Origin of the sequence: Halomonas gemina, from assembly GCF_023554995.1 — a bacterium.
Lineage (GTDB): Bacteria > Pseudomonadota > Gammaproteobacteria > Pseudomonadales > Halomonadaceae > Halomonas > Halomonas gemina.
This window is the reverse complement of record NZ_JAMJPK010000004.1, coordinates 236,171-258,610: the sequence shown is the minus strand read 5'-3', so window position 1 is coordinate 258,610 and position 22,440 is coordinate 236,171. Positions and strand designations below refer to the sequence as shown.

Below are 22,440 nucleotides of genomic sequence, written 5' to 3'. Positions count from 1 at the left end.
CGGGATAGACACAGCAGGGCACAAGCCCTGCTGCCCCCCACCCTTCCTGACACCACGACAACAGGATAGAAGGGATCATGGACATCAATCTGATGATCGAGATCGCGCCGCTGCTGGTGAAGGCGGCGTGGGTGACCGTGGACATCTCCGCGCGCGCCCTGGTCTTCGGCTTCTTTATCGCCTCGGCGCTGGTGGCACTACGCACCTCGCGAATCCCGCCCATTCGCTGGCTGGCCCGCTCCTATATCAGCGTGGTGCGCGGCACGCCCTATTTCGTGCAGCTGCTGCTGGTCTTCTACGGCGGACCCGCCATCGGCCTGCGCCTGGACCCCTTCACCTGTGGTGTGGTGGTCGGCGCCTTCAATATCGGGGCCTACATGAGCGAGGCCATCCGCGGCGCCATCGAGTCGGTGGAGAGTGGCCAGAACGAGGCATCGCGCTCCCTGGGCTTCGGTCGCCTGGAAACCCTGCAGTACATCATCCTGCCCCAGGCGGCCGGTCTGATGATCCGCTCGGTCGGGGTGCTGGCCATCATTCTGGTCAAGAACTCCTCGCTGGTATCGATCATCTCGGTAATCGAGCTGACCTATCAGGCCCAGCGGCTGATCGGCTCCACCTACAAGCCCCTGGAAGTTTTCACGCTCAGTGCCCTGATGTACATCATCATCATCTATGCGGTGATGGGCATCGTGGAGTTCCTCTATCGCCGAGCCACGCGCTACACCTTCCTGTAACACTTACTGGGCGCCTTACCGGGCCACAACAACCAGGATAGCCCCATGGAATTCGACTTCAGCCCCGTCATTGACTACCTGCCCACGCTTCTGCAGGGCGTCGGCGTCACCTTGCTGATCGGCCTGGCCGTCACCGTGATGTCGGTGATCGGCGGCCAGATCGTGGCGGTCATCTCGCTGTATACCCGCAAGGTCGTCAGCTGGCCGCTGCGCTTCTTCATCTGGCTGTTCATGACCACACCGCTGCTGCTGCAGCTGTATTTCCTGTATTTCGGGATCGGCGAGTGGATACTCATACCGGCGATCGTGGTGGGGGTGCTGGGTCTGGGCTTTCACTACATGGCCTATAACGCCGACATCTTCATTGCCACCATCAGATCGGTATCGAGCGGCCAGTACGAGGCATCGCGCTCGCTGGGTTTCGGGCACCTGGCCACGCTGTTCTACGTGATTCTTCCCCAGGCCTTCTATCGCGCCCTGCCCCAGCTGAGCAACAACATGATCATCATGGTCAAGGATATCTCGGTGCTTTCCGCCATCGGCATAGGGGAGATGGTCTATGTCTCGCAGTACGCCATCAGCGTGACCTTCCGCCCCTTCGAGTTCTACATCACCATCGCCGTCATCTACTACCTGATCAATCTGATGATGGAGGCCGGCCAGTCGTGGATCGAACGCCGTGCCGCCTATCGCCGCTAACCTGCACTGCAGACGAGGTTCTCGCATGACACAGACGACAGATACCCCGATGGTCGAGCTCAAGGGCGTCAAGAAACGCTTCGGTGACCTGGAAGTGCTCAAAGGCATCGACTTGCGGGTCGACCGCGGCAGGATCATCTCCATCATCGGCCCGTCAGGCTCGGGCAAGAGTACCCTGCTGCGCTCCGTCAACAACCTGGAAGTGATCGACGAGGGCAGCATCCTGCTGGATGGCATGCAGGTCAATCGTCCCGACCTGAAGGGCCTGGCCTACGAAAGGCACATCAACCACATCCGCCAGAACATGGGCATGGTATTTCAGCACTTCAATCTGTTTCCCCACCTTTCGACACTGGAAAACGTGACCCTGGCACCCAGGAAGCTCAAGGGCATGAACGCCAGTGGCGCCCGAGAGCTCGGCATGGAACTGCTTGAGCGCGTGGGCCTGGCGGACAAGGCACAGGCCTACCCCAGCTCCCTCTCCGGGGGCCAGAAACAGCGGGTGGCCATCGCCCGGGCGCTGGCCATGCAGCCCAAGGTCATGCTCTTCGACGAGGCCACCTCGGCGCTCGACCCCGAACTGGTCGAGGAGGTTAACCTCGTCATGAAGGGTCTGGCCGAAGAACACATGACCATGCTGATCGTTACCCACGAGATGACTTTCGCGCGCGACGTTTCCGACTGGGCAATGTTCATGGATGGCGGCGTGGTGGTCGAGGCCAACACCCCTGAGAACCTTTTCAGCCATCCCGACCAGGAACGCACCCAACACTTCCTGCGCAAGCACCTGGGAGCGCAAGCCTGAGCAGTACGCTCGCTTTTCTGTCGACCTGGCTCAGGCCCCCAGCGCCTGGCGCTCGAGCTCCTGCCGCATGGCGTCATCCAGCCCCAGCGCGCCACCCAGCTGGTCGAGCCAGGCCCGCTCCATGGGGTTCTGGTCGTCGGTCACCGCCACGCTGACCAGGTACATCTCGCGAGCGGCCTGAGGGGAATCCGACTGCCGGGCCAGCGCCGCGGCATCCAGTGGCGCCTCGAGCTGGCGCTGCACCCAGTCGTGCAGCTCGGCATCCGCGCCCAGCCCATCGATCTGCTCGGTGATCAGGGCACGCTCGCGATCATCGATATGGCCGTCGGCCCGCGCCGCCATGATCACCGCCTGCAGCAATTCCAGGCTGCGCTGCTCCCGCGCCCTGCCCTCCAGTTGCTCCATGGCAGGGCCTTCCCGGGCGGTGTCGGCCTGCGCATCGCCGCGGGAGTTCTGCCAGGCCTTCCAGGCCAGCATGCCGACGCCGGCAATGGCACCGTACTTGATGGCCTTGCCGCCCAGCTTGCGGCCACGCTTGGAGCCGACCAACAGCCCCAGGGCACCGCCGCCGAGCAGGCTCTTCACATCGACCCCGCTGCCCTGCCCCGCCTCCCGGCCGCCGCCCCCGCCGAACTGCGAGGAGAGGCTGTCGATCATCCCCTGGACATTCAGGCCGCCGCCCGACTGGCCGCTGCCCTGCTGGCCACCGCCGGCCTGCTTCATGATCTGTTCGAGTATACGGCTCGCGTTCATGGTAATTCTCTCCCGGTGACAGGCAGTAAAGGCCTCAGAGGGCGGCACAAGGCTCTCAGTAACACGAGATTAGCACCCCTCGCCGCAAGGCAGGAAGCAGCAGGATGCGTCACGCCAGACAGCGCGAGGCGCGTTTCACCAAACCGTCACTGCCGGTGGGAACGCATGGGTCGGCATGCCATGAACCTGGGAGGGCAGGCGGAAGGGATGATACCGAGTTGGAATAGCCCCTGACGGGTTCGAATGTCGCAGGAGGGAGGTTGCCGGGCTTGCTGGGGCACAGGGCCCTGCTTTCGACGGAGCCACTGGCGAGAAGCGCCCTTGAATCCATGCCATGCCCGGAAATGGAGGCGGCCCCGACAGCCACATCCCGGCACACGCGTCCACCACTACCGTTGCTCCCTTCCGGGCCTGGCGGGGTTTGCGGTCTAGCGTTGCGGGAGGACCGACGGGGCCACCACAGCAGGATGCCAGAGGCATCACTTGCTCAAGGCCGACTCAGGCCGGCATCGAGCGGGGCGCACTATATCAATGCCCGTCGCCGACCACAAGGGCGGAAGCATGCAGCCCGGCTGGCCGGGGCTGCAAGGGTGAGGAACTCGCTTTCCTCGTGTATGGTAATTGGAAAATTGACGTCCAATGCTTATCACGGAGGCGAACCATGAAGAAGGATCCGAACAAGGGCTATATTGCCCAGCTGGGCTGGAGCCTGAATGCCATCGAAGCCGCCGAGAACTTCGATCGACGCTATGTCGTGGTCGCCCCTGACTGGGCAGAGGAGTACTGCCAGAAGCACAATATCCCCTATGTGCCCTGGAACTTCGAGCGCCTCAACGACCGCTCGATGGAGATCGCCGAGACCCTCAACGAGATGGGCGTCGACGTGGCCATCCCCATGTTCGAGGAGACCGTGGAGTGGGCCGGCGCCATCAACTCGGTACTGCTCGACAACCCGCGCCTCTACGGCCAGTCGCTGCTGCTGCGTGACAAGGCGCTGATGAAGCGTCGTGCGCAGCTCGGCGGCATCCGTGTCGGCATCTTCGAGGAGGCCCACGACAAGGAGGACGTCGTGCGCTTCCTCAAGCGGGTCAACCAGACCCTGCTCAAGCTCGACGGCGACCCCAACGATCCCATCCACCTCAAGGCGTTCGACAAGGCCGGCTGCCTGGGCCACCGGGTGATCCGCACCCCGGACGAGGTCGATACCATCCCCGACGAGGAGTTCCCGGTGCTGATGGAGTCGCACCTGGACGGCTGGGAGTTCGCCGTGGAGGCCTGGATCCACAACGGCAAGATCGTCTTCCTCAATATCTCCGAATACGTGACGCTGGGCTACTCGGTGTTCGTGCCGGCCTCACCGGAGCTGGAGCACTATCGCCCCCAGATCACCGCCCAGATCGAGAAGCTGATCAAGGCCTTCGACATCGAGTTCGGCCTGATCCACCCCGAGTACTTCGTCACCAACGACGGCGAGATGTACTTCGGCGAGGTGGCCTACCGTCCGCCGGGCTTCAAGGTCTTCGAACTGCTCGAGCGGGTCTACGGCTTCAATGCCTACCAGGCCACCATGCTGGTGTTCGACCCCAAGGCCAGCGACGAGGAGGTCAAGGCCTTCTTCCCGAAGGAGGTGGTGGATGCCGACGGCTTTGCCGGCTGCTTCGGGGTCTATCCGCGCCGCCGCGTGGTCAGCAAGCTGGAGATTCCCGAAGAGGTCGAGGACGACCCCTACTTCGAGTCCCACGAGCTGACGCCGCCCATGGAGGAGACCGTCACCAAGCGGACCGCCTTCGGTACCCACTGGGGCCTGGTCTACTTCAAGGGCGATGAAGCGGCACGCATGAAGGAACTGCTCAAGCACATGGAAGAGCTTGATTTCTATGTCTGATACAGGCGTCATGGTTAATATGACAGCCTGACGACAAGGAGTCGGCGTGACTACGCCTCGAAATATGCAAGACGCCAGTACGCCGCCACCGGCCAGTGACAAGCTCGCTGGCCTGCTCAAGAAGCTCGATGAAGCCATCACCCTGCTCGCCCAGGCACGCGAGTTCGCCAAGCCGGGCAAGCTGCCCCGGGTGCTCGATACCGCCCGGCGAGTCATGCTGCAGGAAGGCGGCTGCGAAGCCATCGAGCAACGGGCTAGGGTTCTCGAGGAGGCCGGGGTCTTTCTCGGCTCCGACTGGGAGACCCCCCAGTACCTGGTACCGTCCCTCACCACCCATGCGCTGAAGAGCGCCGACCCCAACATCGTGGTGATCGAGGCGATCAGCGAGCTGCGGATCCTCGCCGTGGCCAAGGGGGACTACCTCCATCCCCTGCTCTCCGAGGAGCAGGCCCACCATTACCTTACCCAGGTGATGGCACTCAATCTCTGGCTGCTGTTCGGCACACCCACCGAGGCCGAACGGGAGACCCAGGGGCGTCTGGCACAGCTGCCCCGCCACCTGTTCCACCACCTGGCCGAGCGCATCGGCTACGAGCACGTGATCGACCGGTTGATCGCCGAGATCTGGCGGATCCTGCAGCAACGGCCGATCCAGGTCGACACGATCAAGCAGATGATCACCCAGATCGCCATCTGTCAGGCCAATCCGGAGATCGACCTGGGCACCAGCGGCCATGGGGCCGACCGCCTGGTCAGCTCGCTGTTCGGTCCCACCCATGCGTGCCGCGAGGACCCCGGCATCGACACCTACCGCGAGCGCCTGTCGAGCATGGACAACAGCGCCCTGCAGTACGAGGCCACCGGCTTCGCCCGGGCCATGCACGACACCAGCCTGGTCTCGCCCTACCATGCCGTGCTGCTGCGCTACCTGCTCGACCACAGCGACCACCTGCTCGCCGAGGCCCTGGGGCTGTCGTCCACCGGACGGGACTGCCTGCTCTGCTATCGCGAGCTGGTCCATGCGCTGATCCGTGGCGCGGTGTACCCGACCACGCCCCAGGCGGTCTACGGGCTGGCCCTGTTGCTCGAGCGCGGCATCCTCTACCAGCCCCCGGTGGCCCCGGCCATGTGGCGCCAGCTGGGGCTGAGGCTCTCTGACTGGTCCGAGGCCAGGCTCAACCTGGCCTTCGGCGACAGCACATCACCGCGTGCCCGCCTGCTGGAAGGCGTGCTGTGCATGCTCGGTCTGCCACTGGGCGTGGGCCAGGGCAACAACCCGACCTGCCAGTCCGCCCGAGCGCTCTCCATGTGGGCCTACAACGACCCGGACTACCTGCTGCAGATGGTCACCTGGGCGGCGCGTGACGACGAGATCATCATGCACTTCGAGGGCATGCCCCTCTCCTCCATGGCCAGCCTCTCCGGGGTGGCCAAGGAGCTGCCGATGGATCTGGACCCGGTCTCGCTGCTGGTCGTGCCGCACCTGGACCGCATCTATGCCGAGATGGGACGGCGCTGCAGCGACCGCGAGGGCGACCCGCACCGCTGGGTCAACCCGGAGTTCCACGGCTGGTGGTCGGGCCGCGGCTTTCGTATCAACGTCGACGTGGCCACCGGCCAGTTGCACGAACTGGACGACTTCCTGCGTCACTTCTATGCCAGCTACCACCCCTACTACAACGGCAACCAGCCGCTGATTCACCCTCAGCCGGCCGGCATCGCCGTGACCGACAGCGCGGCTCGCTTCATCGGCTGGCATGCCATCACGCTGCTGCGCGTCACGCTCGACCCCAGCGATACCATGCGGGTCTACTTCTACAACCCCAATAACGACAGTGGCCAGGACTGGGGCGACGGCATCGAGGTCAGCACCGCCGGCAACGGCGAACGCTTCGGCGAGTCCTCGCTGCCCTTCGAGCAGTTCGCCTCGCGCCTCTACATCTTCCACTACGACCCGCTGGAACGGGGCGAGCTGGCCAAGATCACCCAGGAGGAGCTCGACCGGGTGATCGGCTACATCCACCGCAGCTGGGGGGCCGACCGGATTCCCCCTACCGAGCTGCAGGCCGACGAGGGGCCGTAAGGCCCCCTCTGCCCCGCCGATGCAACGCCTCGACCAGCTGCTCCTCTCCCAGGGCCTGGCCCGCTCCCGTACCCGCGCCCAGCGGCTGATCCGTCATGGCCGGGTTCGGCTGGCCGACGGCGGCACGCCACTCAGGAAACCCGGCGAGAAGCTGCCCGAGGATACCCGGCTGAGCGTCGAGGAGGATCCCGAGGAGCGCTATGTCTCCCGTGCGGGACTCAAGCTGGAGGCGCTGATCGAGGCGCTCGGCCTGACGCTCTCGGACCGCCTGGTGCTGGACGTGGGCCAGTCCACCGGCGGCTTCACCGACTGCGCCCTGCGCTATGGTGCCCGCCACGTGGTCGGCGTGGAGGTCGGCCATGACCAGCTCGCCCCCTCGCTGCGTGACGATCCCCGAGTGACTTGCCTGGAGGGGCTCAACGCGCGCGCCATGGCCGGCGAGCCGCGGCTGCGGGCGACCTTCGATGCCCTGGCGGCGGCGGGCCCCGACCTGGCCGTGATGGATGTCTCCTTCATCTCCCAGACGCTGATCCTGCCGGACCTCGCCGCCCTGCTGCCGGCAGGCGGCGAGCTGCTGAGCCTGGTCAAGCCCCAGTTCGAGCTGGGCCCGGGCGGCGTCAACCCGCGCGGCCTGGTGACAGACCCCGGTCGCTATGCCGAAGTGGAGGCGCGACTCCGCGACTGCTGTGCCGGGCTCGGCTTCGAGATCCTGCACTGGCAACCGAGCCCGCTCCTCGGCGGGGACGGCAACCGGGAATTCCTGCTCCACGCCGTCAAGCGCTGACAGGGCCACGCCGCTTGGCGCAGCCCCTTCGCCCCCGGGTCCTGCCGCCTAACGCCCGGCGTCGCCACCGCCGACATCGCCACTATCGAGGTCGCCCGGATCACCGCCGGTGCCGGGCGGCGGGAACGCCGGGTCGGTCACCCGGGCGGGCGTGGTCCGCCGTACCTGCCTGGCGGCCCCATCGGACCGGTGCAGCCAGATATCGAGCTGGTTGAAGGCGATATCGACGCCATGTTCGGCGAACAGCTCGCCGACCCGGCAGTTGATCTCGTCGGTGCCGAAGAGCCGGTCACCGAGGCTGTTGACGAAGATGCGCAGCTCGAAGTCCAGGGTGCTCTCGCCATAGCTCATGAAGAAGACCTGGGGTTCGGGATCGGCTAACACCCGCGGGTTCTCGTCGGCGGCCTCTCTCAGCAGGCGATGCACCAGCCGATGGTCCGAACCGTAGGCGACCCCGAAGCTGAGAATGACCCGCGTGACCGTGTCGGAGAGCGACCAGTTGATCAGCTGGTCGGTGATGAAGGTCTTGTTGGGGATGATGATCTCCTTGCGGTCGAAATCGGTCACCGTGGTGGCACGGATACGGATCTTGCTCACCGTGCCGGTGAGGTTGCCCAGGGTGATGGTGTCACCGATCCGCACCGGCCGCTCGAAGAGGATGATCAGCCCCGAGACGAAGTTGGCGAAGATCTCTTGCAGGCCGAAGCCCAGACCAACGCCCAACGCCGCGACCAGCCATTGCAGCTTGCTCCAGGAGACGCCCAGGGTCCCCAGGGCGGTCACCACCCCCCCGCCGACGATGGTGTAGGCGAGCAGCGAGCTGATGGCATAGGCGCTGCCCTGCTTGAGCTCCAGGCGGGAGAGCACGCTGACCTCAAGCAGGCCCGGCAGGTTGCGCGCCATCATCAGGGTAACCACCACCACCAGCAGCGCGGTGATGATGTCGGCCACCGAGACCATGCTCGCCACCGCCTCGGCCGCCTCGCCCTCCCCGGGCTCGATGAGGGTGACCTGCTCCAGGTAGCTGAAGACGGAGAGCAGGTCGGACCACACCAGGTAGAGCACCAGGATGAAGCCGATCAGCAGGATAAGCTTGGAGAGACGCAGCGACTGCTGGTTGACCTGCTCCATGTCCAGGGGAGGCTCCTCTACCACCTCCAGGCTGCCCTCGGCGCCCTCCTGGGCCTGGGCACGCCGCCGCGCCAGGGCCCGCCGATAGGCCAGGCGACGGGCCGCCACGGCCAGTCCGCGGACCACAGTGGCTTCCACCAGGATCCACAGCCCCATCAGGTAGAGGGTGACCACAAAGCGCCCCAGCAGGCTGAGCGCCGTGTATTCGAAGCCATAGATGATCAGCCCGGCCAGCACCAGCGGCACCAGCGCGATGGCAAGGCCCAGTACCAGGCGGAACAGCTTGACCCCGAAGAAGGGCACATGGGCCAGGATCAGCTTGGTCAGCACCAGGCTCATGGCCAGCAGGCCGCTCAGCAGCAGGCCCAGGGCCAGCGGCCGCTGGTTCAGGTCGACCCCCGCATCCCGGACCAGGGGGCCGACCAGCAGCACCGGCACCAGGGCCACCCCCAGCCACCGCAGCCAGCGGCGCAGGGCCGCCGCATAGCCGGGAGGCCAGTAGAAGTGTCGGGTCGCCACCCCGCCCTGGAACAGCAGGTTGCGGGCCCAGCCGATCACCGCCCAGGCCAGGGCCAGGTGGAGCAGCGCGTGCCCGATTCCCCACGCCACCATATCGCCCTCGCTGCCCATCAACAGCGCCAGACCGACGGCCAGCACGCACAGCGGGCCGAGCAGGGCCAGCAGGGCATTGAGGGCCACCGCCTGGGGGGTATGCCCCTGGGAGTCACTCTTGAGATGACCGACTTCCTGGTGCAGACGCGCCAGTTGCAAACGGATCCGCCGTCGCGCGGCAACCAGCCCCAGCGCCACCAGCAGCACCGGCAGGCCGAAGAGGGCCCGCGCATCCGGAAGCCCCCAGTTCACCGGCAGTGCCGCGCGCCACTCCCCCTCACGCCACTCCATGGCGAGGTTCTCAGGCAGGTTGCCCAGCCAGGCAAGACCCAGGGGCCGGCTGTTGGCGATCCAGAACAGTTGCTCATCGATGGTGGCACGCAGCTCATGGCTGGTCGCCAGCAACTGCTGCTGGTTGAGCTGCAGGTCGATGGCTGCGCTGAGCATCTCGCCATAGGCCTGTTCCAGCTGGTCGACCAGCTCGCGACGCGCCTGGTAGAGTTTGAGCAGCGAATCCACCAGGGCCGGCGAGGCCTCGGCGTCGGCCTCCTCGATGCGCTGGCGCGCCAACTGTTCGCCTTCGCGCAGCCGATCACGCTGTCGGCCGAGTTCGAACTGCTTGAGTCGCAGGTCGGCGATCTCGTCCTGCAGGTCACGCCGCACCTCCACCCGGGGTAGTGCCTGGCGCTGCTCGCGCAGGATTCGCGCCAGCAGTATGCTGCCGCGAATGGCATCGATCTGCTCATTGAGGCTGCGCTGCAGCTGGCGTACCCGGTCGAACTGGCGGCGCACCTCCAGGCCCTCCCGAACCAGGCGATTGGCCCGGTCGGTAGCGCGCAGCAATTCCAGGCTCATGGTGCGGTTGGTCTCCCGAGCCTGGCGAACCACGGGATGTCCGATGACGCCCTCATCCTCATCGCTGACCGCCTCGGCGATGGCCTGCTCCGACTCCTCGCGACGCCGCTGGTCGATGATGCCCTGGAGCATGGCCAGCCGGGCTTCCTGGCTGGCCACCTGACGCTCGAGAAGGTCGCGATGCTGCTGATCCAGCTCCCGCAGCCGGGTGTTGGTGGCGAGCTCGCGCTGATGAAGCTGCAGGGTCTGCTCGGCCAGCGCGCGTTCGATGAGCAGCTGCCAGCGCCGCGGATCATCCTCGGCGACCTGGCTGTCGTCCAGCTCCTCCAGCCGGCGCCGGCTCTCCTCGGCCCGCTGCATCGCCTCACCGATCGCCTGCTGGGCCCGCTCCGGCAGCGTCTGGGCACTCAGCAGCCGGGTGGAGACCTCGGCAAGGCGGTCCTGGAAACCCGACAGGGCTTCCTCGGCTTCCTGGCGGCGTTCCTCCAGGGCCTCGAGGGAGAGGGCCTCCAGCTCCTCGAAGCTCTCCTCCTGATCCGCCTGCTCCATCTTGCGCAGCTCCCGCTGCAGGCGCTCGAGCTCCTGGGGTGCTTTCTGGACGCGGGTCTCGAGGCGCGACAGCTCTTCCCTGACCGCCTCGAGGCGCTGCAGGGCCTCCAAGGCCGCATTCAGAGCCTCGATATCACGCTGCGCCCCCTCGCCGGAGGTCTCGCCCTCGGCCGGCTGGCGCTCCTCCAGGCGGGACTCGATCTCCTCGCGCGAGGGAAGATCCCGAGGGGTCTCCCGCTGCGGGGCGACCTCCTGGGCCAGCGTGGGGGAGGCGAACGCCAGCCACCCCAGCGCGCTAAGGAACACGAGCATCAGGGCGCGTCGGAAGGCAACCTTCAAGGAGCAGTGATGTTCAAGGACATTCAAGGGGCGGCCTCGGTTATGATGGACCCGTGACGATTCTCGATCCGCTGGGCCGGCATGGCAATGCTGCCTGTCACCCCGCAGGCACAGTTGACTTGCCGCCCCGGCGTGATAGAAACGGCCCATTGACCCTGACCAGGTGCCTGACGATGATGTCTGCCCAAATTCCCCTGCTCGCCGCCGCGCTGACGATGGCGAGCCTGAACATGACGGCCATGGCCGCCGAGCCATTAAGCGCGGCCGAGCGCGAGGCCATCGAGGCCCGCATCGCTGCCCTGCAGGAGGAGATGGGGGCGTTGCGTCGGCAACTGGCCGACGCTGATGGCCAGCGCACCCAGGCCGTTGCACTGGTCGAGGATGCCGCCGACCAGGAGCTCGAGGAAGCGGTGGACGAGCGACGCCAGCTCGAACGCGAGTCCGCCCAGAATCCCTTCGCCATCACCACTCACCGGCGCAACTACTGGTTCCCGCTGAGCTTTAACACCAGCCCGAACGACGAGGTCTTCCGCGACATCAGCGACAATGGCTCGCCCGACCGGGCGGAGATGAAGTTCCAGTTCAGTGCCAAGTTCAACCTGGTGGAGGATCTGTTCGGCCACTACGGCGGCGACCTGCACTTCGCCTACACCCAACGCAGCTGGTGGCAGGCCTACAATGCGGATGCTTCCTCCCCCTTCCGCGAGACCAACTTCGAGCCGGAAGTCTTCATCGACTTCGAGAACCGCGGGTCACTGCTGGGCTGGACCAACATCAACAACCGCCTGGGATTCAACCACCAGTCCAACGGTCGCTCCGACCCGCTGTCACGCAGCTGGAACCGGCTGATCCTCGAGTCTACCTTCGTCAACGATGACTGGGCGCTGAGCCTGGCGCCCCACTGGCGCATCCCGGAATCCTCGGATGATGACGACAACCCCGACATCCACAACTACCTCGGCTACGGCGACATCACCCTGGCCCATCAGCTCGACGGCGACGAGGAGCTCAGCTGGATGCTGCGCGGCAACCCGCACGAGGGCAATATCGGCACCCAGGTGGACTACTCCTGGCCCCTGTTCGGCAGCATCCGCGGCCACGTACAGTACTACTACGGCTATGGCGAGAGCCTGATCGACTACGACCAACGCAGCCACCGCCTGAGCCTGGGGTTCAGCCTCAACCCGCTGTTTTCCGCCGGTAGCCTGAAGCCCTAACCCTGAACCTGTTCAAGGTCGGATGCATTGAAGTCGCCCCGACGACTGCTATGCTGACCCTGTCATTCACCGTCAGAGGAAGACCCCGATGGCCAATCACACCCCCCGTACCAGCGAATCCACCCAGCAGCTGAAGGAAGACCTGCACCACCTGACCCAGACCGTCGAGGAGCTGGTCAATGCTACCGCCGATGACTCGCGCAGCAACATCAAGGAGCTGCGCGACCGCGCCGAGAAGCGCCTGAAGGATACCCGAGAGCGCCTAGAGGCTCGGGGAGAGCGCGTCTACGGCGAGGCCCGTGACACCGTCACCCAGCAGGCCGAAGCCTGCGACCGCTACGTCCATGACAACCCCTGGACCAGCATCGGCATCGGTGCCGCCATGGGGGTGGTGGTCGGCATGCTGATCGGGCGGCGCTGATGGCGGCGAGCCAGGGACCGGCTCAACGGCTGTTCGCCGCCGGCAAGCGGCTGCTCGGCACCCTGCTCGCCACCGGCGAGACGCGCCTGCGCCTCGCCGTGCTCGAGCTCGAGGAGGAGCGCGCCCGGCTGGTGGGCCTGCTGATGCTGGCCGGGTTGAGCCTTATCCTGCTGCTGTTGGGCATCGGCGTGCTCACCACGCTGGTGATTGTCGCCTTCTGGGAGACCCACCGCCTGGCCGCCATCGGCGTGAGCGCCCTGGTGCTGCTGGGCAGCGGGGGCCTGCTCGCCCTACGGGTGATGCAGCTGGCGCGCCGCCGCACCCTGCTGGCCGGCACCCTGCGTCACCTGGCCAGCGACCGCGAGCTGGTGGAGGCCTCGCGTGAATCGCGCTGAACGCCGGGCCCGCAAGGCCGAACTCGAGCACACCATCGAGCAGCAACGCATTGACCTGCTGGTAGCGGCCAGCCGCTGGCAGTCGGCGAGCCGCTCCATCGACCGAGGGTGGCAGACACTGTTGCGCTACAGGGTCCCGTTACTCCTGGTGGGCGGGGTGGTGATGTATCGCACCGTGAGACGCCCGGGTGGCGTCGTACGCCTCGCCGGTCGCCTGACCACCGGGGCACTGCTCGTCAAGAAGGCGCGCCGGCTGCTGCGCTGATCCCGCTGGCCCGATCGGCAACGCGCCGGCCCATCACCGCCCGAAGGAACCCTGCCATGTCCCTTGCCATTACCCTGCATCTCCTGGCCGCCGTGATCTGGGTCGGCGGCATGTTCTTCGCCTGGATGATCCTGCGGCCGGTAGCCGTGGAACTGTTCGAGCCTCCCCAGCGCCTGACCCTCTGGTACCGCGCCTTCCAGCGCTTCTTCCCCTGGGTCTGGGCCGCCGTGGTGGTGCTGCTGGCGACGGGGCTATGGATGCTCTTCGGGGTGTTCGGCGGCATGGGCGGCGCCGGCATACATGTCCACCTGATGCTGGTGTCGGGGCTGGCGATGATGGCGATCTTCCTACATATCTGGTTCGCCCCCTACCCTCGCCTGGGCAAGGCCATGGCCGCCGAGGATTGGCCCGCGGGTGGCCGGCAGCTGGGGCAGATCCGCCGGCTGATCGGCATCAACCTGATCCTGGGCCTGGCCACCGTGGCTATCGCCACCGGTGGACGCTTTCTCTGATCGCGACAGACTCCGTGACTAGATCATGTCCTCGTCCAGCGCCTTGGCGTGGCTCCCCGGCACCCATTTCATCCAGCCCTCGCCCCGGCTCAACCGCTTTTCCAGAAAGCGCCGGGTGCGGGCCTGGTTGTCGCTGTCGTCGCGTGCCCAGACCGCCAGGGTGGCCATGAACAGGGCCGTCAGGGCCACCTCCTCGACCTGGGCGCGGCGACTGCCGTAGCGGGCCTCCAGCCTGGCCGCCTCGCGCAGCCACTGGATGGTCCGTGACAGGTCGAAGAGCATCGGCACCCAGGTATGCAGGTGCGGCGGGTGCGCCTTGTGGCACAGCATCTGGACGGTGACTCGGCGATGGGCCGCAAAGGCGCCGAACCAGGCCAGCAGGCAGTGCTCGAGGCGCGAGCGCTCGGGCCAATCGGCGAATCCCTCGGGGGGCTCATCCAGCATCGCCTGCCAGCCCCTGCGGAACCAGGCATTGGCCACCGCATCGAGATCCCGGTACTCGGCCAGCAGCCGGCTCATCGGCAGCTCGAGGCGGGCGGCCACCTCGGTCAGGCGCACGGATTGCCAGCCTTCGACCTCGCCCTGGCGTACCGCCTCCATCATGATGCGCTCGCCGAGGGGTGTCTCGTCGCCCCTCGCGTCGCGGTGAACGGAAATCATGCTCATCTCGGCCCTCCCGGCGTCTCTCCTGCCTGAGAGCAGCATAGCCTCGAAGCACGGCGAAGGGGGGGTGATGCTAGAGCGCGTTACCGCAGGCCACTCCAGAGGCCCAGGCCCACTGGAAGTTGTGGCCACCGAGCTCGCCGGTGACGTCCAGCACCTCGCCGATAAAACGCAGCTGGGGCAGTGACGGGACGGCGAAGGTCTTCGACGAGACGGCCCGGGTATCCACGCCCCCCATGGTCACCTCGGCGGTCCGCCAGCCCTCCGTGCCGGCAGGCTTGACCCGCCAGGCAGTGAGGGCCTCGGCCCAGGCCTGCAAGCGGGCGTTGCCGTACTCGGCGAGCATCCCGTCGTCGTCATGCCACTCGACCAGCGCCTGGGCCAGGCGCTTCGGCAGATGCTCCCCCAGCCAGGTGGAAAGCCGCCGCCTGGGCGTCTCGCGGCGGGCACGGCAGAGCGCCTCGAAGACATCGAGCCCCGGCAACAGGTCGATGGCAAGCGTGTCACCGGGCTGCCAGACGCTGGAGATCTGCAGCATGGCGGGCCCCGAGAGCCCGCGATGGGTGAAGAGCATCGGCTCTCGGTAGGTCTTCCCGCGGCAGGTCGCGGCCACCTCGCAGCTGACCCCGGCCAGCGCCTCGGCACGCGCCTTCCACTGCGAGGTCAGGGTGAAGGGCACCAACGCGGCGCGGGTCTCGGTGACCGCCAGTCCGAACTGCCGGGCGATATCGTAACCGAAGCCGCTGGCCCCCATGGTGGGGATCGACAGCCCCCCGGTCGCCACCACCAGGGCCCCGCAGTCGATGGGCCCCAGCGGGGTCGAAAGCCGCATGCCCTCCCCGTGCCGTTCGACGCCCTGGACGGCGGTCTTGAGGCGCACCTCCACTCCTGCCCAGTCGCACTCGGTGAGCAGCACCCTGAGTATCTCCCTGGAAGAGTCGGCGCAGAACAGCTGCCCCGGGGTCTTCTCCACGTACTCCACGCCGTGGCGCTCCACCAGCTCGACGAAATGCTCGGGGCGATAGCGCTTGAGCGCCGAGATGCAGAAGGAAGGGTTCTCCGAATAGAAGTTCGCCGGCCCCGAGGCCAGGTGGGTGAAGTTGCAGCGCCCCCCGCCGGACATCAGGATCTTCCTGCCCGCCTTGTTGGCGTGGTCGACCACCAGCACCCGCCGTCCGGCGTAGCCGGCGGTCAGGGCACACATCAACCCGGCGGCACCGGCGCCGATCACCACCACATCGTATGTCACGACCTTGTTCTCCCGCGCCGAACCGATCCAGGCCGCGCATTCTAGCAGCCCGTCGCCGTGTCGCCGACCGCTGACCGCTGACCGCTGACCCGAGAGGGGGCAGCCTGTCACATTTCCCATATCTGTACATGTCTTGTACAGTTAAGGAATTCTCGAACGCTTGTGCATTGTTGTCACACTCTTCCGCTGCCAGGCGTTTAGGCTTCAGGGAAGCGACCCGACGGACCGGGCGCCCGCTCATCGCTCACCGACAAGACCGACAAGACCGACCACCCCATGATCCCATCGCGACCCCGCCTGCTCCTGCTCCTCGGCCTGGCAGCCTTGATGCTCTCCCCGATACTGGCCGCTCAGCAGCCCACCGCGGTGATCGCCGCCCGCGCCAGCATGGCAGCCTGGTCCGACCCCCTCGAGGCCCTGGGCACCCTGCACGCCGACGAGAGCGTGACGCTCTCGGCCACCGTCACCGACACCGTACGCGAGCTGAACTTCCGCGATGGCGAGACCGTCGAGGCCGGCCAGCTGCTGGTTAGACTGGCCGATGACGAGGCCCAGGCCGACCTGCGGGCCGCCCAGGCGCTGCGTGACGAGCGCCGCAATGCGGTGAACCGCCTGGCGCAGCTGGAGAATCGCAACCTGGCGCCGCGGGCCGACGTGGAGGATGCCCGGGCGCGGCTTCGCCAGGCCGAGGCGCAGATCCAAGCCCTGGAGGCCCGGCTGGCCGACTACCGAATCGACGCTCCCTTCGACGGCGTGGTGGGCTTTCGCAACGTCAGCGTCGGCGCCCTCGTCTCCCCGGGCACGGAACTGGTCACCCTGGACAAGCTGGACATCATGAAGCTCGACTTCACCCTCCCCGAGCTTGCCCTGGGCCAGGTGTCGCCCGGCCTGCCCTTGACCGCGGTCAGCGGCGCCTTCCCCGACGTCACCTTCGCGGGGGAGGTCGCCACCATCGGCGCCCGCGTCGACCCGGTCAGCCGTAGCGTCACGGTGCGCGCCGCGCTCGACAACCCCGATCACCGGCTGCGCCCCGGCATGCTGATGCGGGTAGTGGTCGAGCGCGCGCCGCGGGAGACCCTGGTGATGCCCGAGTCGGCCCTGATCCCTCAGGGCGAACGTCAGTTCGTGCTGGTACTGGACGAGGCGGACCAGTACCGGGTCGAGCGGCGCCGGGTAGTGATCGGTGCCCGCCGCGAGGGCGAGGTGGAGGTGCTCGAAGGACTTAAGGCCGGTGAGCTGGTGGTGGCCCACGGCACCGAGCGGGTGCGCGACGGCCAGCCGACCCGCCTGCTGGGCGTCCTCGATGACGACACCAGCATCCCCGAGCTGCTGCGCCGCGGGCGTGACGAGGCGGAGGCGAACGGCTGATGCGCCTCTCCGACGTTTCCGTACAACGGCCGGTGCTGGCGGTGGTGCTGGCGGCCCTGATCGTGGCCTTCGGGCTGCTGGCCCTGCAGCGCCTGCCGCTGCAGGAGTATCCCTCCATCGACCCGCCAGTGGTCGGCATCGACACCCGCTACCCAGGCGCCTCGGCCAGCGTGGTCGAGACGCGCATCACCCAGGTGCTGGAGGATAGCATCTCCGGCGTCTCCGGCATCGAGGTGATCTCCTCCTCCAGCGAGGACGGCCGTTCCAGCATCAGCGTGGAGTTCGGCCTGGACATGGACATCGACGCGGCCGCCAACGACATACGCGACCGCATCTCGGGTTCCCTGGACAACCTGCCCGATGAGGCGGACCCTCCGGAGGTGCAGAAGGCCGACTCCAGCTCCGACGTGGTGATCTGGCTGTCGCTGTCCGGCGAGGGCTACTCCATGGCCGAGCTTACCGACTACGCCAACCGCTTCCTGGTGGACCGCTTCTCGGTGCTGCGCGGGGTCTCCCAGGTGCGGGTCGGCGGGGGGCACGAGTACGCCATGCGGGTGTGGCTGAATGCCGATGCCCTGGCGGCTCGCGAGCTGACCGCCGGCGACGTGGAGGATGCCCTGCGCGCCGAGAACGTCGAACTGCCCGGCGGGGCCATCGAGTCCCGGGATCGCCAGTTCATCGTGCGCCTGCCACGCAACTTTGCCACCCCCGCGGACTTCCGCCACCTGGTGCTCGACCAGGGCAGCGACGGCTACCTGGTGCGCCTGGGCGACGTGGCCCGGGTGGAGATCGGCGCCGTGGAGGAGCGCACCATCTTCCGCGGCAACGGCACCCCCATGGTGGGGCTGGGCATGATGAAGCAGTCCACCGCCAACGTGCTGGAGATCTCCGAGGGGATTCAGGCCGAGATGGCGCGGGTGCAGGACAGCCTGCCCGAGGGCATGTCGCTGCGCCTCAACTTCGACTCCTCGGTGTTCGTCTCCGGGGCCATCTCCCAGGTGGTGCAGACCCTGTTCATCGCCATGGGCCTGGTGGTGGTGGCGATCTTCCTGTTCCTTGGCAACCTGCGCACCACCCTGATCCCGGCGGTCACGGTCCCCATCGCCCTGATCGGCACCTTCGCCGCCCTGGCGGTGATGGGCTTCACCATCAACCTGCTGACGCTGCTGGCGCTGGTGCTGGCCATCGGGCTGATCGTCGACGACGCCATCGTGGTGCTGGAGAACATCCACCGGCGCATGCATGACCATGGCGAGACCCCGCTGGTGGCCGCCTTCCGTGGCACCCGCCAGATCGCCTTCGCGGTGATCGCCACCACCCTGGTGCTGATCGCGGTGTTCGTGCCGCTGAGCTTCCTGCAGGGGGATATCGGCCGGCTGTTCTCGGAGTTCGCCCTGACCCTGGCCGCGGCCGTGGCGATCTCCAGCCTGCTGGCGCTGACTCTGACGCCGATGATGGCCTCCAAGATCCTCAAAGCGGACATGCTCGAGGGGCGCCTGGCCCACGCCGTGCAGTGGGCCCTGGAACACACGCGCTGTGTCTATCGCCGGCTGCTCGAGCGGGTCCTCAGGCTGCGCCTGCTGGTACTGGCGCTGTTCCTCGGCGTCATCGGCGGCATGGTGTGGCTGAACGGCGAGTTACCCAACGAGTACACTCCCCGGGAGGATCGCGGCAACTTCTGGGTGCTGGTCAACGGCCCGCCCGGCGCCACCTACGACTACATGCTCGACTACATGGACGAGATCGAGGCCCGACTGCTGCCCATGGTGGAGGCCGGGGAGATCGAGCGCGTGGTGGTCCGCGCGCCACGCGGCTGGGGCAACATCGAGACCTTCAACAGCGGCTTCGTGATCGTCAACCTGGCCGACTGGGGCAGCCGGCGCTCGGCCTGGGCGATCATGGACGAGGTCCGCCAGATGCTCAGTGACCTGCCCGGCGTGCGTGCCTTCCCGGTGATGCGCCAGGGCTTCGGGTCGAGCGTCGAGAAGCCCGTGCAGTTCGTGCTGGGGGGCGGCACCTATGAGCAGCTGGCCGAGTGGCGCGACACCCTGATGGCGCACATACGCGACGACAATCCGCGCCTGACCGGCCTGGACAGCGACTATGAGGAGAACCAGCCGCAGCTGCGCGTGGACATCGACTACACCCGCGCCGCCGCCCTGGGGGTCACCGTCACCGAGATCGGCCGTACCCTGGAGACGCTGCTGGGCGGACGCAGAGTGACCCGCTACGTGGACGACGGCGAGGAGTACGACGTGATCCTCGAGGGCGAGCCCGGTGCCCGGCCCAGCCCCTCCGCCCTGGAAAACATCCGGGTGCGCTCGCAGCGCAGCGGCGAGCTGATTCCCATGGGCAATCTGGTGTCCCTCAGCGACTTCGCCGGGCCCAGCACCCTCAACCGCTTCAACCGCATCCGCGCCATCACCCTCCAGGCCGACCTGGAAAGCGGCTACCCGCTCGGCGAGGCCCTGACGTACCTGGAGGCAACGGTGGACGAGATCCTGCCGCCCGAGGCCCAGACCGACCTCAAGGGGGCTTCCCGGGACTATCAGGAGGCCAGCGGCGCCACCGCCTTCCTGCTGGGGCTGGGCATCCTGGTGGTCTTCCTGGTGCTGGCCGGACAGTTCGAGAGCTTCGTGCACCCCTTCGTGATCATGCTCACCGTGCCCCTGGCGATCTGTGGTGCCCTGCTGGGGCTCTACCTCACCGGGCAGTCACTGAACATCTACAGCCAGGTGGGGCTGGTGATGCTGGTGGGGCTCGCCGCCAAGAACGGCATTCTGATCGTGGAGTTCGCCAACCAGCTGCGCGACCAGGGGGTGGCCTTCCACGAGGCCCTGGTGGAGGCCGCCGTGACTCGGCTGCGCCCGATCGTGATGACCGCCGTGACCACCATGGCCGGTGCGATCCCGCTGATCGTCTCCAGCGGCGCCGGCGCCGAGACCCGGCTGGTGATCGGCACAGTGATCCTCTGTGGCCTGGCCGCTGCCACTCTCTTCACCCTCTTCGTGGTCCCGGTGGCCTACGACCTGCTCGCGCGTCGCACCGGCTCACCGGGCGACGTGGCCCGCCGCCTGGAACGGGAGATGGGCGATACACCCGCCGGCTACTGACCCGGCGAGCCCTCAATCGAGTAGGAGGGGGAGTCACCTCCCCCGTCCTCTCACACCACCGGGCATACGGTTCCGTACCACGGCGGTTCATGAAGAATGGCTAAGTCCTCTTACCGTATCCAGTACCAAAATCAGGCCCAACCATTCGAACCACTTCTTCGGCAAGGCCTGGTTCATGTGCGAGGCCCCGGCATTCCACCAGGGGCCTCGTCCGTTTCCCGCTGACTTCCACGCCCGATGGGCCTCCAGACCCAGCACCAGGAGTTTCCGGCGCCGTGTTCTTGGGCGCTTCCACTGTCGCCAGATCACACCGCGCAGTCGCCGGCGTATCCAACCATCCAGCGCTTCCAGCGGACGCTTCACGTCGACGAGGCTGAAGTAGCTGGCCCATCCTCGCAGGACAGGCGCCAACTCTTCGATCACCCGTTGGAGGTTACGTCCCTTGCCACGCTTGAGGATCTCGCGGACACGCTGCATCAGGCGCTGCAAACTGGCCTTGGCCAGCGTCAGCCGTGGCAGCTTGTGCCGGGTCAGCGTGTAGCCCAGATACCCCCGGTTCCAAGGCCGGTCCACCGCGCTCTTGGCACGATTGACCGTGAGCCGGAGCGAATTCTCGAGAAAATCACTCAGACTGGTCATAACGCGCTCGCCCGCTCGTCGGCTCTTGACATACACCTGCATATCGTCGGCGTAGCGGCAGAAGCGGTGGCCGCGGCGCTCCAGTTCCTTGTCCACGTCGTCCAGCAGGATATTCGCCAGTAGCGGACTCAGCGGTCCGCCCTGGGGCGTACCCTGCTGGCGTGGCGCGGTCAGGCCATGCTGGAACATCCCGGCTTCCAGATAGCGTCGGATCAATCGCAGCACCCGCTTGTCGCGGACGCGGCGCGCGACCCGTGCCATCAGCAGGTCGTGGTTCACTCGGTCGAAGAAGGCTTCCAGGTCGAGGTCGACCATCCAGCGGTGGCCGGCAGCGACGTGTGCCTTCATGGCCGAGACGGCCTGCTGGGCGCTGCGCTTGGGACGGTAGCCGTAGCTCGATGCGGAGAAGCCCGGATCGAAGATCGGCGTCAGTACCTGCAACAGTGCCTGCTGGATCAGCCGGTCGCTGACCGTGGGAATGCCGAGCTGTCGCGTCCCGCACTTGGGCTTGGGAATCTCGTCGGGGCGGCCATCCGCGGCCCGGACTGGGCTGGGGTGGTACTCACCGGCTAACAACCGCTCGCGCAGCGTCGGCCAGCGTTCCTTCAGGTGGTCGGCCAGTTGGTGCACCGTCATGCCATCGGCACCCGGCGCGCCTTGGTTGGCGACTACCTTACGGTAAGCCTGCGCCATGTTGGCTTTATCAACCACGGCCTCCATGAGCAGGGTTGGCTCCGCTTTCGTCCACGATGACGACGCCGGGACCGTCTCGACACCCACCGGCTGGGACTCGGGGTACTGCCCCTGCCCCTCTGGGTGGGTGGCGGTATCAGCGCCACTTTCTGTCTTCATGATCGACCCTCGAGACGTCATCGCCTACTCGCGGTTCTTCATGTTCGGCCCTTGGTGCCGCGGTGAACCGACACGTACTATGGCCTCGGCTGACGTCTGGTGGCCCCTCCCGTCGCCTCTCGACGCCGGTAGCACCGTGGCAGACCACCAGACCTCCCAGGGTAAGACGCGCGACCTTCCCGCTTATGCCTGTCGGATTTACGTCATGGCGTTCCGTGCAAGTATCGGGCTTTGATGAGTGTCGCCATCTCACCCCGCCATGCCGCCTCATATCCGCTTCCTGTTCGTCAGGCCAGCGTTTTGCCTCGGGCTGCCTTCGGATTCCCCCTCGCGGGAGACACCCTTGCCGTCGGCTAACACTTCCCCTTGCCGGGCGTGCAGGGGACTTTCACCCCCAAGTCATTCCAAGGCACCACCCTCGGAAACAGCGCCAGTCAGGCGCTGCGCGCCATGCCTGGCGCACGACGACAAAGGCCACCCCGAGAGGTGGCCTTATTCGCTGGCACCGGGTGGCGAT

General features: G+C 66.7%; 18 protein-coding genes and 1 other RNA gene. 13 read left to right on the top strand and 6 right to left on the bottom strand.

Features of this window, described 5'->3' with window-relative positions; translation table 11 throughout:
- The first annotated feature begins 77 nt into the window (after window positions 1–77).
- From M8009_RS10565 to M8009_RS10555, 3 genes are read left to right on the top strand one after another with little or no spacing between them, the layout of a single operon-like run.
- Window positions 78–734 carry an amino acid ABC transporter permease gene (locus M8009_RS10565; protein WP_250060796.1) on the top strand — a complete coding sequence of 219 codons (657 nt, stop codon included), beginning with the start codon at window positions 78–80 and terminating at the stop codon, window positions 732–734.
- A 45-nt stretch (window positions 735–779) separates the two neighbouring features.
- Window positions 780–1,433, top strand: a complete 654-nt coding sequence (locus M8009_RS10560) for an amino acid ABC transporter permease (RefSeq protein ID WP_250060794.1) — start codon at window positions 780–782, stop codon at window positions 1,431–1,433.
- 25 nt (window positions 1,434–1,458) lie between these two features.
- Entirely contained in the window at window positions 1,459–2,238 is a 780-nt protein-coding gene (locus tag M8009_RS10555) for an amino acid ABC transporter ATP-binding protein (protein WP_284047789.1), read from the top strand.
- Between the two features lie 30 nt (window positions 2,239–2,268).
- Here the strand turns inward: M8009_RS10555 and M8009_RS10550 are convergent, their stop codons facing one another.
- A complete protein-coding gene (locus M8009_RS10550) occupies window positions 2,269–2,991 on the bottom strand; it encodes a tellurite resistance TerB family protein (protein ID WP_250060792.1) in 723 nt (240 codons plus the stop codon).
- A gap of 354 nt (window positions 2,992–3,345) precedes the next feature.
- An RNA gene (ffs, locus tag M8009_RS10545) (signal recognition particle sRNA small type) lies at window positions 3,346–3,442 on the bottom strand.
- Between the two features lie 210 nt (window positions 3,443–3,652).
- Here ffs and M8009_RS10540 point away from each other — a divergent pair.
- The 3 genes from M8009_RS10540 to M8009_RS10530 all read left to right on the top strand — a co-directional run bounded on the left by M8009_RS10540 (window position 3,653) and on the right by M8009_RS10530 (window position 7,743).
- Window positions 3,653–4,876, top strand: a complete 1,224-nt coding sequence (locus M8009_RS10540) for an ATP-grasp domain-containing protein (RefSeq protein WP_250060790.1) — start codon at window positions 3,653–3,655, stop codon at window positions 4,874–4,876.
- Between the two features lie 64 nt (window positions 4,877–4,940).
- Window positions 4,941–6,959: a hypothetical protein gene (locus tag M8009_RS10535; protein ID WP_250061178.1), complete on the top strand. Its 2,019-nt coding sequence runs from the start codon at window positions 4,941–4,943 to the stop codon at window positions 6,957–6,959.
- A 19-nt stretch (window positions 6,960–6,978) separates the two neighbouring features.
- Window positions 6,979–7,743, top strand: a complete 765-nt coding sequence (locus tag M8009_RS10530; RefSeq protein WP_250060788.1) for a TlyA family RNA methyltransferase — start codon at window positions 6,979–6,981, stop codon at window positions 7,741–7,743.
- 48 nt (window positions 7,744–7,791) lie between these two features.
- On the opposite strand, the gene mscK is transcribed toward M8009_RS10530, so the two are convergent.
- The gene (gene mscK / locus M8009_RS10525; RefSeq protein ID WP_250060786.1) at window positions 7,792–11,202 is read right to left on the bottom strand and encodes a mechanosensitive channel MscK; all 3,411 of its coding nucleotides are present in this window, start codon (window positions 11,200–11,202) and stop codon (window positions 7,792–7,794) included.
- A gap of 200 nt (window positions 11,203–11,402) precedes the next feature.
- Between mscK and M8009_RS10520 the strand changes: the two genes are divergently transcribed.
- The 5 genes from M8009_RS10520 to M8009_RS10500 all read left to right on the top strand — a co-directional run bounded on the left by M8009_RS10520 (window position 11,403) and on the right by M8009_RS10500 (window position 14,039).
- Window positions 11,403–12,446, top strand: a complete 1,044-nt coding sequence (locus M8009_RS10520) for a phospholipase A (protein WP_250060784.1) — start codon at window positions 11,403–11,405, stop codon at window positions 12,444–12,446.
- 88 nt (window positions 12,447–12,534) lie between these two features.
- On the top strand, window positions 12,535–12,867 hold the full coding sequence (locus tag M8009_RS10515) for an ElaB/YgaM/YqjD family protein (RefSeq protein WP_250060782.1): 333 nt from the start codon (window positions 12,535–12,537) through the stop codon (window positions 12,865–12,867).
- Entirely contained in the window at window positions 12,867–13,262 is a 396-nt protein-coding gene (locus M8009_RS10510) for a phage holin family protein (protein WP_250060780.1), read from the top strand. Before M8009_RS10515 ends, M8009_RS10510 begins: the two co-directional genes overlap by 1 nt.
- On the top strand, window positions 13,249–13,527 hold the full coding sequence (locus M8009_RS10505) for a YqjK family protein (RefSeq protein WP_250060778.1): 279 nt from the start codon (window positions 13,249–13,251) through the stop codon (window positions 13,525–13,527). Before M8009_RS10510 ends, M8009_RS10505 begins: the two co-directional genes overlap by 14 nt.
- Window positions 13,528–13,583: 56 nt before the next feature.
- Entirely contained in the window at window positions 13,584–14,039 is a 456-nt protein-coding gene (locus M8009_RS10500; RefSeq protein WP_250060777.1) for a CopD family protein, read from the top strand.
- An 18-nt stretch (window positions 14,040–14,057) separates the two neighbouring features.
- On the opposite strand, the gene M8009_RS10495 is transcribed toward M8009_RS10500, so the two are convergent.
- Both M8009_RS10495 and M8009_RS10490 read right to left on the bottom strand, forming a co-directional pair.
- Complete coding sequence (locus M8009_RS10495; protein WP_250060776.1) at window positions 14,058–14,705, bottom strand: hypothetical protein; 648 nt, start codon at window positions 14,703–14,705, stop codon at window positions 14,058–14,060.
- Between the two features lie 70 nt (window positions 14,706–14,775).
- A complete protein-coding gene (locus M8009_RS10490) occupies window positions 14,776–15,951 on the bottom strand; it encodes a BaiN/RdsA family NAD(P)/FAD-dependent oxidoreductase (protein ID WP_250060775.1) in 1,176 nt (391 codons plus the stop codon).
- Window positions 15,952–16,227: 276 nt separating this feature from the next.
- On the opposite strand from M8009_RS10490, the gene M8009_RS10485 reads away from it, so the two are divergent.
- Complete coding sequence (locus M8009_RS10485; protein WP_250060774.1) at window positions 16,228–17,319, top strand: efflux RND transporter periplasmic adaptor subunit; 1,092 nt, start codon at window positions 16,228–16,230, stop codon at window positions 17,317–17,319.
- Window positions 17,319–20,432, top strand: a complete 3,114-nt coding sequence (locus M8009_RS10480) for an efflux RND transporter permease subunit (protein WP_250060773.1) — start codon at window positions 17,319–17,321, stop codon at window positions 20,430–20,432. The genes M8009_RS10485 and M8009_RS10480 overlap by 1 nt, the downstream gene beginning before the upstream one ends.
- Before the next feature lie 87 nt (window positions 20,433–20,519).
- Here M8009_RS10480 and ltrA read toward each other — a convergent pair whose 3' ends face one another.
- Entirely contained in the window at window positions 20,520–21,923 is a 1,404-nt protein-coding gene (ltrA, locus tag M8009_RS10475) for a group II intron reverse transcriptase/maturase (RefSeq protein WP_250060772.1), read from the bottom strand.
- Window positions 21,924–22,440 lie beyond the last annotated feature (517 nt).

Excerpts from the sequence above, each read along its gene's own strand:
- M8009_RS10565 (WP_250060796.1), top strand. The coding sequence starts at position 78 with ATGGACATCAATCTGATGATCGAGATCGCGCCGCTGCTGGTGAAGGCG.
- M8009_RS10560 (WP_250060794.1), top strand. The coding sequence starts at position 780 with ATGGAATTCGACTTCAGCCCCGTCATTGACTACCTGCCCACGCTTCTG.
- M8009_RS10555 (WP_284047789.1), top strand. The coding sequence starts at position 1,459 with ATGACACAGACGACAGATACCCCGATGGTCGAGCTCAAGGGCGTCAAG.
- M8009_RS10550 (WP_250060792.1), bottom strand. The coding sequence starts at position 2,991 with ATGAACGCGAGCCGTATACTCGAACAGATCATGAAGCAGGCCGGCGGT.
- M8009_RS10540 (WP_250060790.1), top strand. The coding sequence starts at position 3,653 with ATGAAGAAGGATCCGAACAAGGGCTATATTGCCCAGCTGGGCTGGAGC.
- M8009_RS10535 (WP_250061178.1), top strand. The coding sequence starts at position 4,941 with ATGCAAGACGCCAGTACGCCGCCACCGGCCAGTGACAAGCTCGCTGGC.
- M8009_RS10530 (WP_250060788.1), top strand. The coding sequence starts at position 6,979 with ATGCAACGCCTCGACCAGCTGCTCCTCTCCCAGGGCCTGGCCCGCTCC.
- mscK (WP_250060786.1), bottom strand. The coding sequence starts at position 11,202 with ATGCTCGTGTTCCTTAGCGCGCTGGGGTGGCTGGCGTTCGCCTCCCCC.
- M8009_RS10520 (WP_250060784.1), top strand. The coding sequence starts at position 11,403 with ATGATGTCTGCCCAAATTCCCCTGCTCGCCGCCGCGCTGACGATGGCG.
- M8009_RS10515 (WP_250060782.1), top strand. The coding sequence starts at position 12,535 with ATGGCCAATCACACCCCCCGTACCAGCGAATCCACCCAGCAGCTGAAG.
- M8009_RS10510 (WP_250060780.1), top strand. The coding sequence starts at position 12,867 with ATGGCGGCGAGCCAGGGACCGGCTCAACGGCTGTTCGCCGCCGGCAAG.
- M8009_RS10500 (WP_250060777.1), top strand. The coding sequence starts at position 13,584 with ATGTCCCTTGCCATTACCCTGCATCTCCTGGCCGCCGTGATCTGGGTC.
- M8009_RS10495 (WP_250060776.1), bottom strand. The coding sequence starts at position 14,705 with ATGAGCATGATTTCCGTTCACCGCGACGCGAGGGGCGACGAGACACCC.
- M8009_RS10485 (WP_250060774.1), top strand. The coding sequence starts at position 16,228 with ATGATCCCATCGCGACCCCGCCTGCTCCTGCTCCTCGGCCTGGCAGCC.
- M8009_RS10480 (WP_250060773.1), top strand. The coding sequence starts at position 17,319 with ATGCGCCTCTCCGACGTTTCCGTACAACGGCCGGTGCTGGCGGTGGTG.
- ltrA (WP_250060772.1), bottom strand. The coding sequence starts at position 21,923 with ATGAAGACAGAAAGTGGCGCTGATACCGCCACCCACCCAGAGGGGCAG.